The organism is Nocardia implantans, assembly GCF_035544775.1.
GTDB classification, from domain to species: Bacteria; Actinomycetota; Actinomycetes; order Mycobacteriales; family Mycobacteriaceae; genus Nocardia; species Nocardia implantans.
In genome coordinates this window covers 520,204-535,857 of record NZ_JAYKYQ010000001.1, presented here as the reverse complement: position 1 = coordinate 535,857, position 15,654 = coordinate 520,204, and the positions used below count along the sequence as shown (strand labels likewise).

Below are 15,654 nucleotides of genomic sequence, written 5' to 3'. Positions count from 1 at the left end.
GAGTGGTCCCATGACCTCTGGGCGCCTGCATGTCTCTTCGCGTTCACGTAATCGGCTTCTGCTCGCCGCCGCCGTCGCGCTCGCGGGCGGTGTGGCGTATCTGGTCCGCACCCGACGGCCGCAGCCGCCCGAACCCGCGCCCGCGCCGCCACGCATCGGATACTCGCGCAACGGCTCCGCGCCGACCCCGCTGGCGGAAGCCGGCGCGGAGACCGATCGCTGACTCGGGCTCGGCGGATCAGCGACTGACCGTCTTCTTGTACTGACGCAACGCCAGCGGCACGAACACCACCATGATCACCACCACCCAGGCCAGCGAGGTGATCACCGGGTGCTGCAACGACCAGGCGTCACCCGTCGGCGCGATCGGGCTGGTGTTGCCGAACAGGTCACGCGTCGCCTGGGTCAGCGCCGACACCGGATTCCATTCCGCGATCACGCGCAGCACCGTGGGCAGCTTCTCGCTGGGCACGAATGTGTTGGCGATGAACGTGAGCGGGAAGATCACCATGAAGCTGGCGTTGTTGAACACCTCCGGCGCTCGCACCAACAGCCCCACCACGGCCATGATCCAGGACACCGCGTAGGCGAACAGCAGCAGCAGGATGTAAGCCAGCACCGCGTCCAGGAACGACCCGCGAATGCGCCAGCCGACGATCAGTCCGGTCAGCGACATGACCGTCAGGCTGACCACGTTGATCACCACATCGCTGATCGTCCGGCCGACCAGCACCGCCGACGAGGCCATCGGCAGCGAGCGGAATCGGTCGATGATGCCCTTCTGCATGTCCTCGGCAAGCCCGGCACCGGTGAAGGTCGCGCCGAACACCACGGTCTGCGCGAAAATGCCCGCGATGAGGAACTCGCGGTAACCGCCGGAGAGGCCGGGCACGTCGATGGCCGCGCCGAAGACATAGGCGAACAGCAGCACGAACATGATCGGCGAGAGCGTCGAGAAGATCAGCACGTCGGGCACTCGCTTGATCTTGATGACGTTGCGTTTCGCGATGGTCACACTATCGCTGACCACTATGGACAGTCGGGCGCCCAGCGCGGGCCGGGCCGGTGCCGTCGCGGTCATCGGATCGTTCCTTCCGTAGCTTCCAGCTTGTCGTTCGCCGCGTCACCGTCCGCGATCGTCTCCGCTTCGTGACCGGTGAGGGTGAGAAAGACGTCGTCCAGCGACGGTCGGCGCAGACCGACATCGTGGATCCGCACGCTGTGCTCCGCCAGCCGCCCGACCGCCTCCACCAGCGCCTGCGATCCGTCGGAGACCGGGACGATGATCCGGCGCAACGCCGGTTCCAGATGGATCTCCCCGTCGGCGAGATTCTTCAGCGCGGCCTCGGCCGTCGCCAGATTGTCCGCGCGATCGACGGTCAGCTCGATGCGGTCGCCGCCGACCATGGTCTTGAGTTCGTCGGCGGTGCCCTCGGCGATCACCTTGCCGTGGTCGATCACCGCGATCGAATCGGCGAGCCGATCGGCTTCGTCCATGTACTGCGTGGTGAGCAGCAACGTGGTCCCGCCTGCGACCAGTTCTTCGATGACGTCCCAGAGATCGAGGCGCGCACGCGGGTCCAGTCCGGTGGTGGGCTCGTCGAGGAACAGCACGGGTGGATTCGCGACCAACGCGCCCGCCAGGTCGAGACGACGGCGCATACCGCCGGAATAACCCTTGACCGGCCGGTCGGCGGCGTCGGTGAGCCGAAAGCGTTCGAGCAATTCGCGCGCGCGTTCCTTACTTCGCTGCACCCCCATGTGATACAGACGGCCCACCATTTCCAGATTCTCGAAACCGGTGAGGTATTCGTCGACCGCGGCATACTGCCCCGATGCCCCGATACGGGAACGCAACGTCTGCGGATCGCGCAGCACGTCGATTCCCGCCACCGTCGCGTGCCCGGCATCCGGCACCAGCAGGGTGGTGAGCACTCGGACGGTGGTGGTCTTGCCCGCGCCGTTGGGTCCGAGCAGTGCGGTGACGGTCCCTTCCTCGACCCGCAGATCGAGTCCGTCGAGGGCCACGAGCTGGCCGTAGCGCTTGACCAGACCCTCGGCGACTATTGCGTCGGGCATGATTCTCCTGAGGTTGACGAGTTCGATGCGCATCGGTGCGACGCCATGATGTCCGGGCGCCGATCAATTCGCTGGAACGGACGACCGACCGATACCCGAGACAGTATTGTCCCGGCCGCCGACGATTTCATCCGATTTCTTTCCGGATATCTGCCGGCCGCCAGCGGAAGACTCGTGCGACGCGAGAAGGCCGCATTCCGATCCAGTCGGTGCTCGGGGGTACCGGATCGGAATGCGACCGGTTCGATGATCCCCCGCGCACGAGTATCGCAGCGCGCGTAGCGGGCTACCCGAATCGCCTGCGACCCGTACTCGGTCGGCGGGATCGCGCACGCGCGCCGGCGCGACGAGCGGGGGCGCGCCGCGCGAACAGTCCAGTCGGTGACCACGAACACATGTTCGCATCGGGGTACGACATGTTCGGCCGCCGCGTGCGGGTGCCGCCGCGCCAGAAGGACCGACACGCCCGGACGTTGTCGCAGATTTCTTCCGTGCGGCGACCGGTCGGCATGTTGCGCGCGATGCGGCGCCTCAGCAGGTCATATCGTGCCGGGTACGTGTAAACGCTTTATTCACAAGCCTTTTGGCAAACAACAAGCCAACCGCCACGAGCCGCCTGGACCACCAACGGGCCGGTGACAACCGCGATGCGGCGTCCGGAAGTGAGCCGACCCGAAAAAACTTGGAAACCCCGCCGTCCCCACGCGCACACAAACGCACATCATCGAGTAGCATCGTTCACGTCGGCCCCTCCCCCCCGGGCCGACCCTACGCGGGCCTCGGCTAACTCCCCCCCTTCGCCGAGGCCCGCTCCCCATTTTCGGCGCAGCTCAGGCGCCTGTTCCCGCTTCGTCGCCACCCGGTTCCACCATCCGCCACGCGGCAGTGAGCCGCTGCGCGCGCACGCGCCCAGCGGTGGCCAGCAGTGGCCGGTCCCGCTCCCACCGCTGCCGGGTCACGGGGTCGGCGGACTGCCACAAGGGCTCGATCTCGGCCAGCAGGTCACCGAACGCATCGAAGACGCCGCCGAGGGCGATGTGCACCCCGGCCGCACTCGGCGCATCGATGTCGAGGCCCCGTACGGCGGCAACCAGCGTCAACAGCCGTTGCCTGCTCGCGCGCGGCCATTCCGACAGCCGGGCCACCCGCACCAGCCAGCCGAGCGCGGCGGCCAGCACGTGGATGTCCTCGATCGTCCGGAACGGCTTGAGATAGTCGAGATAGCCGTCACCGGGAAGCGGCACCGCCGGCGCGCCGGTCAGGGTTACCGAGGCGTGCGGCACCTCGGGCGCGAACGACAGCGCGGGATGATCGGTCAGGCGCACTCCTGCTTCGCTCGTCTCGACGGTGCAGGCGCGCAACCGATTCCGCCCGTCCGGCGCCGCGCCGACACTGGCGATCACCACCAACCGCCGTGCGTAGGAGCCCATGGTCGCGAACGACTTCGTGCCGTCGAGCAGCCAGGCGCCGTCCCGCTCGGTGAGCGTGGTGCGAATCGCGGCTGGGTGACCGCCGCCTTCCTCGGTCGCGCACATCGCGACCAGCTCGTCCTCCGGCAGGTCGGGAACAAGCGTCCGCAGCGCCTCCTGATAGCCGGACAGAAAGGCGAATCCGAGCCGGTCGGCTCCGAAACCGCCCGCGACGGCCACCTCTACCGGCTGCTCGAATCGTTTCGCAGCCACTCGATGCCGCGTCCACGCCGCGGTGACATCGTCGAGCGGCGCGGCTGCCACCGGCTCGGTCAGCAGGAAGTCGAGCAGAGTATCCACCTCTGCACGGTAACCGAGCACCGACTCGCTCGGGAGTGCGCTCGCTCCGCACACCGCGGAGGCCGAACCGGCATCATCCCGCCGGCCAGGATATGACGGCGTACTCGGGCGCCGCGCCCAACCATACGCCGCCCGATTCGTCTCGAAGCACCAGCGATCGGTGGGCAACGGTCGGCGCTGCATGGTCGGATTCCGTACCCGAGCCTGCTTGACTGAACTGTCGCCCGTACCGGAAGGAGTTGGACCTGTGCCGGAACTGGAAGAAAGTCGCAAAAGGGCACTATTCGACTCCGAAGCCAGACTGTCATGGGTACTGGCGGCGCTCGCCGGGCTTATCGGTGCGGCGGCCTTCATGCATACGGCTGGCTATTTCGTCACCTTCATGACGGGCAACACCGAACGGGCCGTGCTCGGATATTTCCACGACGAAACGGATATGGCGTTGGCGGCCGCCGGATTGCTGCTGTCGTTCCTGTCCGGCGTGGTGGTGGCCTCATGGTGCCGCAGACGCTACTGGTCGGGGCATCCGCACGGACCCACCCTGCTGACCACGGTCTGCCTAGCGCTGGCGTCGGTCATCGACATTCTCGAATACCAGACCTCCAGCAGGCCGATCGGCCTGCTGCCGATCATGTTCGTCGCCTTCGGCGTCGGCGCGCTCAACACGTCGTTCGTACGCAACGGTGAGGTGTCGGTGCCGCTCAGTTACGTCACCGGGACGCTGGTCAAACTGGGCCAGGGCGTCGAACGCCATCTCAGCGGTGGCGACTACGCGGACTGGCTCGGATACTTCCTGCTCTACGCCGGCTTTTCGCTCGGCGCACTGCTCGGCGGACTGCTGAGCCTGGTGGTCGCGGGCTGGGCCATGCTGATCACCGCCACCGTCGTGTGCCTGCTCGTCACCGGCTTCACCTACCTGCATCTGGATCGGCACGGTCCCCTCACACGGTAAGCCACCGCGGGGCATCGGCCCGGCTCCCCGACTACCGTGGCCGCGTGCAGAACATCGAAGACGAAGCCGCCGCCTTCGCCGCGCTCGTCATGCAACACCTTTCCACGCTGGACGAAACGGAAGCCGAATACGACCCGGACCAGTTCGCCATACGAACCGGCGACCTCTTTCTCGACCTGCACAACATCTTTCGGGAAACCCGCGAACTCGATGCGGCCGAGCGTGAGGCCCGGGTCGCCCAGCACTGTGCCGCCGTGCGTGAGCTGCGCGCTCCCGCGCCCGACTGGCCCGCGGCGCGGTCCATGCTGCGACCGCTTCTGCGCCCCAACAGTTTCGGCGTCGGCGTCGAACCGGAGTCGCGGCCGATCGCGCGCTCGGCTTTCCCATTCGTGGACGAGATGGTTGCCATCGACATGCCCCAGACCCGATCGATCGTCACCTACGCGTCATTGCGCGAGTGGGGCGTGAGTTCCGATGAGGTATTCACGGCCGCACGCGAAAACCTCGCCGCGATAGTGGCTTTCACCGACTTCGAGGAAGACGGCGTCCTGCAATTCGTCGACGACGGCGACGGCTACTGCACGTCATGGCCGCTGCTCCCCGGCTGGCTCGCCGGTTCCGGTTTCGGGAACCGAGCACCCATCGCGTTCATGCCCGATGTCGACACGCTCATCGTCGCGACCGGCGCCGACGATCTGGAGCCGATCTTCGAGGTGGTGGAAGAGCAGTACCACGACGCGGCCCGCCCGATCTCGCCGCAGGGGTACACCGTGGACGACAGTGGCGCGATCATCCCGCTCGATCGTTCGCCCGCCCATCGCCACCTGCCCGCCGTGCAGCGCGCCCGATGCGGTTTGGCGGTCACCGAATACGACGCGCAGGCGCGGATTCTCAACGAGATCGTCGAACGCGATCTGGAGTTCACGCCCTACGACCTCGAGCCCGCCTACGTCGGTTCGGTCATGTACGGCCATGGCGACAACGGTCCCTTCACGATCACCGTCTGGGGGGAGGGTGTCGAGTACCTGCTCCCGGAAGCCGATTACGTCGCCTTCTGCCGTGACGACCAAGGTGAGCTGGAGCGTCTTTTCGAAGTCCCGTTCGATGCTGTCGTGGGACTGACCGGCCTCACTCCGGTCCCGGATCTCTCGCCTCGCCGCTACGAGATTCGTCACTGGCCGGATGCCGAGACGCTGGCCGCGCTGGAAGCGGCGGCGGTCTCTCCCTGACCGAAAGCGGCGGTGCGGCTGTTTCGGGGAGTCAGAATCGGCGGGCTCCGCTCACCGGCATCGAGGAGAGGGGGGAAGTGGTCACGCCCGTTCCGTATGTCGATGCGTGGATGACTTTGCCGTCGCCTGCATAGAGGGCGGAGTGGCTTCCGCCGTAGAACGACACCATGTCGCCGGGGCGCAGATCGTCGAGCGGTATCGGCGTTCCCGCGGCGAGCTGGTCGTAGCTGGTGCGTGGCAGTTCGACGCCGGCCTGCTCGTAGGACCACTGCACCAGTCCGGAGCAATCGAAGGAGTCGGGGCCGACCGCACCGTAGCTGTACTCGGAACCGATCTTGGTCTTGGCCGCGTCGACTGCCATCTCACCGGCGGACTTCTGCGGGATCACGGCCGCGGGCGGGGTGGGCGCCCGGGGCATGATCTGCGGGATGTCGCCGAGGAAGGGGATCTCGATCTCCGGAAGGACACCGATCAGCGGAATTTCGATCGCGGGCACGATCGTCGGCATCGGCAGCTCGAGCACGGGGATGTCCACCGAGAAGGGGGACTCGATCGCGGGGCCCACAGTGGCGGGCGCGATCTGAATCTGCGGAACCGGAGCGGCCGCGACGTTCTCGATTCCGTCGACGGCGAGTATGGCGTTGTTCCGGAGCAGTTTCTCCGGCGATCCGGGAAGTGGAATATCGTCGGAAATCTCGAACGTTCCCACGCCGGGAATGGTCACCGGCTGGGCCGATGCCTCCCCCGCGTTGCACAGCACGCCGATGAGTGCGGCCGCTCCGGTGGCGAGTGCCCAGAGCACAGCGCGCCGCAGGTAGCGGAGATATCGGTCGTCGGTCGATGATGCCATGATGCGGTCCTCCGATGCTCATATCGCCGGCCTCCGGCGGAGCCATACGACGCGCCGTACACGGCGCGACCGACTTCACCAAAGACCTCGAATTGATTCGAAAACCATCACGGTGCTTCGTCAGTCCAGCGGATCCGATCCGAGTGTTCACCTTTCGGCATAGCTTGCATCACGTAAAGCACAACACACCTTTATTTTCATAACGAAACAATAACTCGTTTCGGTGCGTTGAGACGTATTCATAATTTCGGCGTGCAATTCGTTCCTCGATACGCAATGGGCCCCGCAGGGAAGCGGGGCCCATTGCCGAATCTTTTTTCACGCGGTGATCTGTTCCTCGATCTGTTCGGCGATCGTCCGGAGCTTGGCCGCGAATTCGCGGGCCGCGCGCGGGTCGTCGCTGGATCCTTTGACCACACGCTTGGTCAGCGCCGCCAGCCGGGATTCCATCGCGGTGAAGATGTCGGCCGCACGATCGGCCCCCTCGCCCGGCAGTTCGCCGCGCAGCCACGCCTGGAGGCGCTCGACCACCACCTCTTCGTCATAGCGTTCGGGCAGCAGGGCCACCGCTTGCCGGAGTTTTCCCGCGGTGACCTTCGCCTCGGCGCACGCCGCCACGGTGGTGTATACGGTCACCGCCGCTTCTTCGCCGTATTCGGCCGCCACCGGCAACAGCTCGCGCACCTGGCCTTCGTTGATCGCAGGCGCGATCGGATGCAGCCGCGCGGCGAGCGGCCAAGCGCGAATCAGCTTGTGGGCGTAGGACCGCTGCATATCCCACCGCTGTTCCACATAGTCGTCGAAGGTGTCGTGGCTGTCCCGGTAGAGCCGGCCGTCCCGCACGATCTGCAGCGCGCGCCCGGCCGCCCAGAACGCGATGCGCAACGTGTCGATCGACGACTCGCACGCGGTCAACTGCGCTCGTTCCCGATCGCTCAGCGGTCCGTCACCGGCATCGGGCACCGGCATGGTCAAGACATTCGGGCTCACCGGCCTCGACCGCCGCCATTCGGCATCGCGCAGCGGGGACACCGGTGGCGTGTGCTCGGCGCCGTCGGATAGCGGATTGGCCCCGCCGATCGAACCCTTCCTGCGTTGTGGAGGCATCAGGCGGGCACCTCGATGAGGACGCGATACGCGCTCAGTAACTCGTCGCCGACCTTGCGATACTCCCCCAGATCCTCGATCGGATTCTCGGCGCCCTCCCCCACCTCCCCGTCCGCCGCCTCCCGGTACCATTTCCAGGCGCTCAAATAGGAATCGAATACGTCGTACCCGGCGCTTTCCAAATGCCCGCGCTGCGCACGGTATTCGGTCGAGACATTGACCCCTTTCTTCATGATCACCGGGACTTTGGTCATCAACACCCGCACCCGGATTTCCCGGTCGGTGTCGGCCGCCGCCTCCTCGGCGGCTTTGAACGTGCTCGGCACGCGTTTGACTTCCGACGGGCTCACACTCGTCAACAGCAGGAGTTCGTCGCTCTCCGGAACGGCGGCCTTGAAGATATCGGCCGACTCACCCCCGGCGTCCACGATGACGACGTCGAAATCGGCGGCATTGTCGGTGATGCAGTCGCCGACATGCCGCGAAGGAAACGCGACCAGCTGGAACGGCACTTCGATTCCCCCCTTGACCAGCCGCCGGTACCAGGAGTATCCGGTCTGGCTGAGCGGGTCGGCGTCGATCACGAGCACCCGCGATTCGTGCACCGAAGCGAAGTAGCTCGCCAAGAAGAACGCTGATGTCGTTTTGCCGACACCGCCCTTGAGATTCCCCAGCGTGATGACCAGAGGTTCGGGCAATTCGAGTGGCGCAACAGAATTCGTCATAGACGTTCCTCCGAGGGTGAGGAGTGCATTACTGTGCGGGGTCAGTCTGGCACAGTATCGGCGAATATCGCCTGATTGCGGCGCCTTGTCCCGGTTGTGCCGCTTCTACTTTGTGTCCAATTGGACACAAAGTTCCGGCTGTCCGGCGGGGAATTCCATCGCCCCGCCGGGCCGCTGCGCCCGTGTTCCCTCGATTGCCCTACCCCCTGCCGTGCAAAGGCGGATCAGCGGGTGGTCACCTCGTGCCACATGTCCGCGTCGCCGCGCTGGCGCAGCTTGGAGATGCCGAAGAGAACCAGAACCACGACACCGGCGGTGAGAAGAAGTTTCATGACTTCCACCCTACTGCGGCGCCCGAAGCCCGCCCAGAAAGGCCCGAGGCCGGTTCATGATGAATTCGTCATAACTGAGTAAGGCGCTATCATCGGCGGCGTACCGACAGGGAAAGGAGTGGGCATGACGGATCGGACCGGGGTGGAACGCAATCGCCTGGAGCGCCGCAAGGCCCGCACCCGCGCCGCCCTCTTGACCGCGGCCCAGTCGTTCATCGCGAGCGGGAAGCTGAACGCGCCCATCCTGGAGATCACCCAGGCCGCCGACGTCGGAATGGGGTCGTTCTACAACCACTTCCAGAGTCGGGAGGATCTGTTCCAGGCAGCGGTGGAGGAAGCGCTCGAGAAGCACGGCGCCGTGCTCGACGCCCTCACCGAAGGCATGGACGATCCGGCCGAGGTCTTCGCGCAGAGTTTCCGGCTGACCGGCCGCTTGCACCGGCGAATCCCCACCATGAGCAAGGTGCTGCTGAACAACGGCCTGACGCTCAGTGCGTCCGGGAAGGGGCTCGCGCCGCGCGCTCGCCGCGATATCGAGGCCGCCGCGCGCACCGGCCGGTTCCGGACCCGGGACCCCGAACTGGCCATGACGATCGTGGCCGGGGCCGCCCTGTGCCTCGGCCAGTTGTTGCACGACCACCCCGACCGCGACGATGCCGCCGCCACCGATCAGGTCACCGAGGACCTGCTGCGGATGTTCGGCGTCCCCGACGACGAAGCGCGCGAAATCTGCTCGCTTCCGCTGCCCTCCCTCGATGACGTGCTGAAAGGCGCTGACGCGGCCTGAGGCGTTCGTACCGCCGGCGGCGCTCACCTTGACGCGACAACCCGCCGTTTTGACCATGTCAGCGGCGAGAAGGTACCGTTTTCAGGCGACTGTACGCACGGGGCCTTAGCTCAATTGGCAGAGCACTGCCTTTGCAAGGCAGGGGTTAGGGGTTCGATTCCCCTAGGCTCCACGTTCGAGGCCCATGCTCGCAAAGAGCATGGGCCTTCTTCTCTCACAGCGGCGCAACCACGCGCGGGGGCTCGCGTCGGAAGGAAGCGAGTACCAGCGATCCGGGGCAGTGAATCAGTTGTCCGGCGGGAACTGACCGTTCGCCTGCACGGTGCCGCCGGTCAGCGTGAACGTCACGACGCTCGGCCCGCCCTGTGGGCAGCACAGCGGGTCGCTCTTCTCCGGCCAGCGGTACTGCACCGACACGGTGTCGCGGGTCTTGCCAAGCACTGTGGTGTACGCGTACGGCCGCGCACTCGCGGTCCCCAGATACTTTCCGCCGGCGAAGAACAGAACGTGTGTGCCGGGATGAATTCCCGGCCAGTCCACCGTCATCCAGGACAGCACGCCGGTACATCCCGCCGCGATCGGATCCTCGCTCGCCCCTTGGACCGTCCAGGACCCGCCGGGAGGGGCCGCCAATGTGGCGATCGAGGACGCCGCGAGCGCCGAGTTGGCGTCGAAGCACAGGCCGTGGCCGCTACCTTCCGGCGCCTGTTCCGCGACGGGAGACTGGGTCGTCGCGGCGGGTGATCCGGGGGCCGCCTTGGCCCCTGGAGCGCGTTCCGGCGTCACCGCTGGACCCGCCGGTGACGCGGTGGTCGTACGCCCCGCCGACGTCACGGGCCCGGCCGATGTCCCCGAGTCGGGACCGCACGCGGCCGTCGTGAGCACAACGGTCGCCGCGAGCGACACCACGGCCGATAAATTGACGTTCATCGCGCACCCCTCGGATGTTGTTGCGCAGCTGAGGGTTTCGACATTCGTTTCACGCCCGCGATCACCGGCGCGCCGGATCCGGGGGATTCGGCATCCCACCCGATACGAATGTTCTTGTCCGCCAACTGTTGTCAAAAGGTGTCGAAACGCCTGCCACGGGTGTTACAGCGATGCACCCAGCGGCAGGTTTCCGGAAGGTCGAGCTCGCCTACCGGATGACGCCGTGACGGTCGCTGGATAACACCGTGGTAACGACGGGCGCGGAGCCGACGATGGTCTGGGTGGTACGCATCTGCGGACCGAAACCTCAAGGAAGGAAGGCAGATTCGATGACTCGAATCACTCGGCTCACCATCGGCGCTCTCTTGACCGTGGCTGTGCTGTCACCCGCCGCGACGGCGCAGGCCGAGATTCCGCAACCCGCCCCCTCCGTCTCCGCGGTGGCCGGCGAGAGCGGATCGGCCAGCGGTCCCGGAAGCATCCTGTGCACCATCATCAAGCTGATGCTCATGAACCAGGGTCCCCAGTTCTGCCAGTAAGACCTACCGCACCACTCAACCTGCAAGGAGTCTCGGATGTCCGCACCATCCCGCGCTCGCCCTGTGGTGCTTCATCAGCCAATCGGCGTAGCTGTCGTCACCCACCCCGCCGGATAGACGGCGCAGGACTCAGCCCTCCGCGACTTGCCGGACTCGCTCGCTTCCATCACCAGTTCGGCGCCGACGAGCGAGTGCGAGGGTATGGTCTCCGCGTCGAAAGTGATAGGCGATGACGAGGGATCGAGTACAGGAATGTGCCTGAACTGGCACCAGAGGTGGGCCTAGGAGGACTTGAACCTCCGACCTCTTCGTTATCAGCGAAGCGCTCTAACCGCCTGAGCTATAGGCCCGTAGTTCGCGTTGTTCGCGGTGAACAACGACGTGTAGAGACTACACAACACCTATCCGCGGAACCAAAACGGCTGGTAGGAGCCTTACCGGGGCCCGGTTGGCGGCGGTGGAGCGCCGCTGTCCCGCGCTCAGCCCCGTACCGACAGGAACGGCCGGTACCAGCCCGCTGGGCGAGTACCGGCCGTCCGGAGTGCGGTGGCTCTAGTCGGGGTCGGCCAGAGTGACCTGGATGCCGCCGACGAGGTCGCAGCACTGGTTGTAGATGAAGGTGCCAACGGTGCCGAGCGCGGTGAAGAGCACGACGTTGATCAAGCCGATCACGCCCGCGTACCCGAACACGGTACCCGCGTCGATCAGGCCGACCGAGCCGCTGTCCTGGGAGACCATGTCGGTGAACGTGTTGTTCAGCCGCTCCCACACGCCCATGCCCTCGAGCACGATGTACAGCAGGCCGACCGCCAGCATCCACACGAAGAACATCGCCACACTGATCACCAGCGAGATCTTCAGCGTCGACCAGGGATCGATGCGGCGGATCTGCACGGTGGCCCGCAGCGGCTCGCCGGAGGCGACCGCCGCGACCGCGACCGGAACCGCTGGCGACACCGGCACTGACTGCGGGCCCGCGGCTTCGGCCTGGGGCAGCGGATGGCGGATCTCGGACAGGTCCGGCATGTCCTTGATCAGTTCCGGCCGGGCGATGCTGCGGGTGGGGCCGTCGATACCGACGGACTTCACCATCGCCGCTTCCTTGCGCGCCGCCTTGGCCGCCAGGTCGGCGGTGGTACGCGCGTTGGACGTGCTGCCGCCGAGGCCGGCGCCCGCGCCGCCGGAAGTCGGGCGACCGGTGACCGGGGCCTGTCCCGGCCGGTACAGGTTGGACTGCGGCTCCCGCTGCGGCAGCTGCGCCCACCCGTCCTGATACGGCGACTGCTGTCCGCCGTTGGTGGCGCCAACCGGCTGCTTGTCCTCGTTCTCGGGCGCGGACTGCGGGGCCTGGTTGGGGATCCGCGTCGTCTTCTGGTCGAAGCGATCCTGGCCGTCACCCCCGGGAGCCTGGTCCGGCGCTCCCTGCTGCGGCGCGAAATCACCCTTTTGGTCGCGAATCTCGTGTGGTTGCGCGTTCGGCTGGTTGCCGCCGGGCTGGTTGGCAGGCTGTCCACCCGGATGCCCGCCGGACTGCGGCCCGTTCGGCTGGCCCTGCGGCCCGTTCGGCTGGCCCTGCGGGCCACCGGGCTGCGGTCCACCCGGGTGGCCGCCACCGGGGTGACCGCCGGGCTGACCGCCGCTGGGCTGGCCCTGACCGTTCTCGGCCGAGGCGACCGGCCGTGGGATCGGCCGCGGCGGGATCGGTGACGGTGCGATCCGCTCGGTCACACCGTTCGTCTGGTGCCGCTCGTCATTCGGCTGATTCGGAGTGGTCAATGGGAATCCTTAGATCCGTTCGTTGCCGCCGCTGTTGGGTTACTTCTCGGAGGAGCCGGTGTCGCCGCCACCGGAGACCTGATCGGGATCGGGCTCATCGGCGTTGCGCGCGATCGCAAGCAAGGTATCGCCCTCCGCGAGGTTCATCAATCGCACGCCCTTGGTCTGTCGTCCAGCCTTACGAACCTGCTTCGCCGCCGTCCGGATGACGCCGCCCCCGGAGGTGATCGCGTACAACTCATCATCGTCGTCGACGATGAGCGCCCCGACCAGGGTGCCACGTTTCGCGTCGAACTGGATGGTCAATACGCCTTTACCACCGCGCCCCTGCGCGGTGTACTCCTCGATCGCGGTCCGCTTCGCGTAGCCGCCGGACGTGGCGACCAGCAGATAGGTGCCGTCGCGAACCACGTTGAGCGACAACAGGGCATCGCTGTCGTTGAACCGCATGCCCTGCACGCCCGAGGTGGCGCGGCCCATCGGACGCAACGCCTCGTCGGTGGCGGAGAACCGGATCGACTGGCCGAGCGCGGAGACCAAGAGCAGGTCGTCGTCGGCCGAGCAGAGCACCGCGCCGACCAATTCGTCCTCGTCGCGCAGATTCACCGCGACGATGCCGCCGCTGCGGTTGGAGTCGAAGTCGGTCAGCTTCGACTTCTTCACCAGGCCGTTCTTGGTGGCGAGCACCAGGTACGGCGCGTCGTCGTAGGACTTGATCTGGATGATCTGGGCGATCTTCTCGTCCGGTTGGAAGGCCAGCAGGTTGGCCACGTGCTGGCCGCGCGCGGTGCGGTTGGCCTCGGGCAGCTCATAGGCCTTGGCCCGGTAGACCCGGCCCTTGTTCGTGAAGAACAGCAGCCAATCATGCGTCGAGGTGATGAAGAAGTGCTTGACGATGTCGTCCTGCTTGAGGCCGGCGCCCTGCACGCCCTTGCCGCCGCGCTTCTGGCTGCGGTACAGATCGGTCTTGGTGCGCTTGGCGTAGCCGGTCTCGGTGATCGTGACGACCACGTCCTCGCGGGCGATCAGATCCTCGTCGGCCACGTCGCCGTCGGCGGAGACGATCTGGGTGCGCCGCTCGTCGCCGTACTTGTCCACGATCTCGGCCAGCTCGTCACGCACGATCGCGCGCTGCCGCTCCGGCTTGTCGAGAATGTCCTTGTAATCGGCGATCTCGGCTTCGATCTTGGCCAGATCGTCGACGATCTTCTGCCGCTCCAGCGCCGAGAGCCGCCGCAGCTGCATGTCCAGGATCGCGGTGGCCTGGATCTCGTCGATGTCGAGCAGCTGCATCAGGCCGGTGCGCGCGGTGTCGGTGTTGGCCGAGCGGCGGATCAGCGCGATGACCTCGTCCAGCGCGTCCAGCGCCTTGACCAGGCCGCGCAGGATGTGGGCCCGCTCCTCGGCCTTGCGCAGCAGGTACCTGGTGCGCCGGATGATGACGTCCAACTGGTGGTTGACGTAGAACCGGATCATCTGGTCCAGGCGCAGCGTGCGCGGCACGCCGTCGACGATGGACAGCATGTTGGCGCCGAAGCTGGTCTGCAGCTGGGTGTGCTTGTACAGGTTGTTCAGCACGACCTTGGCGACGGCGTCGCGCTTGACCGTCACCACGATGCGCAGGCCGACGCGGTCGGAGGACTCGTCGTGGATGTCGGCGATCCCGGCGATCTTGCCGTCCTTGACCTGCTCGGCGATCGCGTTGATGAAGTTGTCGGTGTTGACCTGGTAGGGCAGCTCGGTGATGACGATCGTGGTGCGGCCGCGATTGTCCTCCTCGATCTCCACGACACCGCGCATCTTGATCGAGCCGCGGCCGGTGGTGTACGCGTCGTGGATGCCCTGGGTGCCGACGATCAGGCCGGCGGTCGGGAAGTCCGGACCCTTGATCCGCTCCATGCACGCGGCGAGGGTGGCTTCCTCGTCGGCGTCGTGGTTGTCCAGCGCCCAGTAGATGGCGTCGGCGAGCTCGGTCAGATTGTGCGGCGGGATGTTGGTCGCCATGCCGACCGCGATGCCGTTGCTGCCGTTCATCAGCATGTTCGGCACGCGGCTCGGCAGGACCACCGGTTCCTGCGTCTTGCCGTCGTAGTTGGGGATGAAATCGACCGTCTCGTGGTCGATCTCGCGCAGCATCTCCATCGCCAGCGGCGTCAGGCGGCACTCCGTGTAGCGCATGGCCGCGGCGCCGTCGTTGCCGCGGCTGCCGAAGTTGCCCTGGCCGTCCACCAGCGGGTAACGCATCGCCCACGGCTGCGCCATACGCACCAAGGTGTCGTAGATCGCCGAGTCGCCGTGCGGATGGTAATTACCCATCGTGTCCGACACCGGGCGGGCCGACTTCACGTACCCGCGATCGGGCCGGTACCCGTTGTCGTACATGGCGTAGAGGATCCGGCGATGCACCGGCTTGAGGCCGTCGCGCACCTCGGGCAGCGCGCGGCCGACGATCACGCTCATCGCGTAATCGATGTAGCTGTTCTGCATCTCCAGCTGGATGTCGACCGGTTCGACGCGGTCGCCCGCACCGTCCGGTGGCAGGGTGATGTCGGTCATGAAGTCTCCTTAACGGGGCTGAC

Annotated in this window: 14 protein-coding genes and 2 tRNA genes; 6 read left to right on the top strand and 10 right to left on the bottom strand. The window is 66.4% G+C overall.

Annotated elements, in window-relative coordinates; genetic code table 11:
- Positions 1 to 10 precede the first annotated feature (10 nt).
- Positions 11 to 223: a hypothetical protein gene (locus U3653_RS02475; protein WP_195079592.1), complete on the top strand. Its 213-nt coding sequence runs from the start codon at positions 11 to 13 to the stop codon at positions 221 to 223.
- A gap of 15 nt (positions 224 to 238) precedes the next feature.
- On the opposite strand, the gene U3653_RS02470 is transcribed toward U3653_RS02475, so the two are convergent.
- The 3 genes from U3653_RS02470 to U3653_RS02460 form a co-directional block, all read right to left on the bottom strand.
- Entirely contained in the window at positions 239 to 1,081 is an 843-nt protein-coding gene (locus U3653_RS02470; protein ID WP_195079591.1) for an ABC transporter permease, read from the bottom strand.
- Positions 1,078 to 2,079 (bottom strand): ATP-binding cassette domain-containing protein, encoded by a 1,002-nt coding sequence (locus tag U3653_RS02465; protein ID WP_195079590.1) that lies wholly within the window; start codon positions 2,077 to 2,079, stop codon positions 1,078 to 1,080. Before U3653_RS02465 ends, U3653_RS02470 begins: the two co-directional genes overlap by 4 nt.
- An 830-nt stretch (positions 2,080 to 2,909) precedes the next feature.
- Positions 2,910 to 3,848, bottom strand: coding sequence for an acyl-CoA dehydrogenase family protein (locus tag U3653_RS02460; RefSeq protein ID WP_195079589.1), 939 nt, complete (start codon positions 3,846 to 3,848; stop codon positions 2,910 to 2,912).
- Positions 3,849 to 4,095: 247 nt separating this feature from the next.
- On the opposite strand from U3653_RS02460, the gene U3653_RS02455 reads away from it, so the two are divergent.
- Entirely contained in the window at positions 4,096 to 4,800 is a 705-nt protein-coding gene (locus U3653_RS02455; protein WP_323124348.1) for a YoaK family protein, read from the top strand.
- A gap of 44 nt (positions 4,801 to 4,844) precedes the next feature.
- On the top strand, positions 4,845 to 6,029 hold the full coding sequence (locus U3653_RS02450; RefSeq protein ID WP_195079588.1) for a DUF1444 domain-containing protein: 1,185 nt from the start codon (positions 4,845 to 4,847) through the stop codon (positions 6,027 to 6,029).
- A gap of 31 nt (positions 6,030 to 6,060) precedes the next feature.
- Here U3653_RS02450 and U3653_RS02445 read toward each other — a convergent pair whose 3' ends face one another.
- The 3 genes from U3653_RS02445 to U3653_RS02435 all read right to left on the bottom strand — a co-directional run bounded on the left by U3653_RS02445 (position 6,061) and on the right by U3653_RS02435 (position 8,711).
- Positions 6,061 to 6,537 (bottom strand): C40 family peptidase, encoded by a 477-nt coding sequence (locus tag U3653_RS02445; protein ID WP_195079873.1) that lies wholly within the window; start codon positions 6,535 to 6,537, stop codon positions 6,061 to 6,063.
- Between the two features lie 660 nt (positions 6,538 to 7,197).
- Positions 7,198 to 7,986 carry a hypothetical protein gene (locus U3653_RS02440; RefSeq protein WP_195079587.1) on the bottom strand — a complete coding sequence of 263 codons (789 nt, stop codon included), beginning with the start codon at positions 7,984 to 7,986 and terminating at the stop codon, positions 7,198 to 7,200.
- Entirely contained in the window at positions 7,986 to 8,711 is a 726-nt protein-coding gene (locus U3653_RS02435) for a ParA family protein (protein ID WP_195079586.1), read from the bottom strand. The genes U3653_RS02440 and U3653_RS02435 overlap by 1 nt, the downstream gene beginning before the upstream one ends.
- A 456-nt stretch (positions 8,712 to 9,167) precedes the next feature.
- On the opposite strand from U3653_RS02435, the gene U3653_RS02430 reads away from it, so the two are divergent.
- Positions 9,168 to 9,830 carry a TetR/AcrR family transcriptional regulator gene (locus tag U3653_RS02430; protein WP_195079585.1) on the top strand — a complete coding sequence of 221 codons (663 nt, stop codon included), beginning with the start codon at positions 9,168 to 9,170 and terminating at the stop codon, positions 9,828 to 9,830.
- A 99-nt stretch (positions 9,831 to 9,929) separates the two neighbouring features.
- Positions 9,930 to 10,002 (top strand) — tRNA-Ala (locus U3653_RS02425).
- Positions 10,003 to 10,115: 113 nt separating this feature from the next.
- Here the strand turns inward: U3653_RS02425 and U3653_RS02420 are convergent.
- Positions 10,116 to 10,760: an LppP/LprE family lipoprotein gene (locus U3653_RS02420; RefSeq protein WP_195079584.1), complete on the bottom strand. Its 645-nt coding sequence runs from the start codon at positions 10,758 to 10,760 to the stop codon at positions 10,116 to 10,118.
- Between the two features lie 329 nt (positions 10,761 to 11,089).
- On the opposite strand from U3653_RS02420, the gene U3653_RS02415 reads away from it, so the two are divergent.
- A complete protein-coding gene (locus tag U3653_RS02415; RefSeq protein WP_195079583.1) occupies positions 11,090 to 11,299 on the top strand; it encodes a hypothetical protein in 210 nt (69 codons plus the stop codon).
- Between the two features lie 276 nt (positions 11,300 to 11,575).
- Here U3653_RS02415 and U3653_RS02410 read toward each other — a convergent pair.
- The 3 genes from U3653_RS02410 to gyrA all read right to left on the bottom strand — a co-directional run bounded on the left by U3653_RS02410 (position 11,576) and on the right by gyrA (position 15,631).
- A tRNA-Ile gene (locus U3653_RS02410) sits at positions 11,576 to 11,649 on the bottom strand.
- Positions 11,650 to 11,851: 202 nt separating this feature from the next.
- Entirely contained in the window at positions 11,852 to 13,075 is a 1,224-nt protein-coding gene (locus U3653_RS02405) for a DUF3566 domain-containing protein (RefSeq protein WP_323124347.1), read from the bottom strand.
- Between the two features lie 39 nt (positions 13,076 to 13,114).
- Entirely contained in the window at positions 13,115 to 15,631 is a 2,517-nt protein-coding gene (gyrA, locus tag U3653_RS02400) for a DNA gyrase subunit A (protein WP_195079582.1), read from the bottom strand.
- Positions 15,632 to 15,654: the final 23 nt, after the last annotated feature.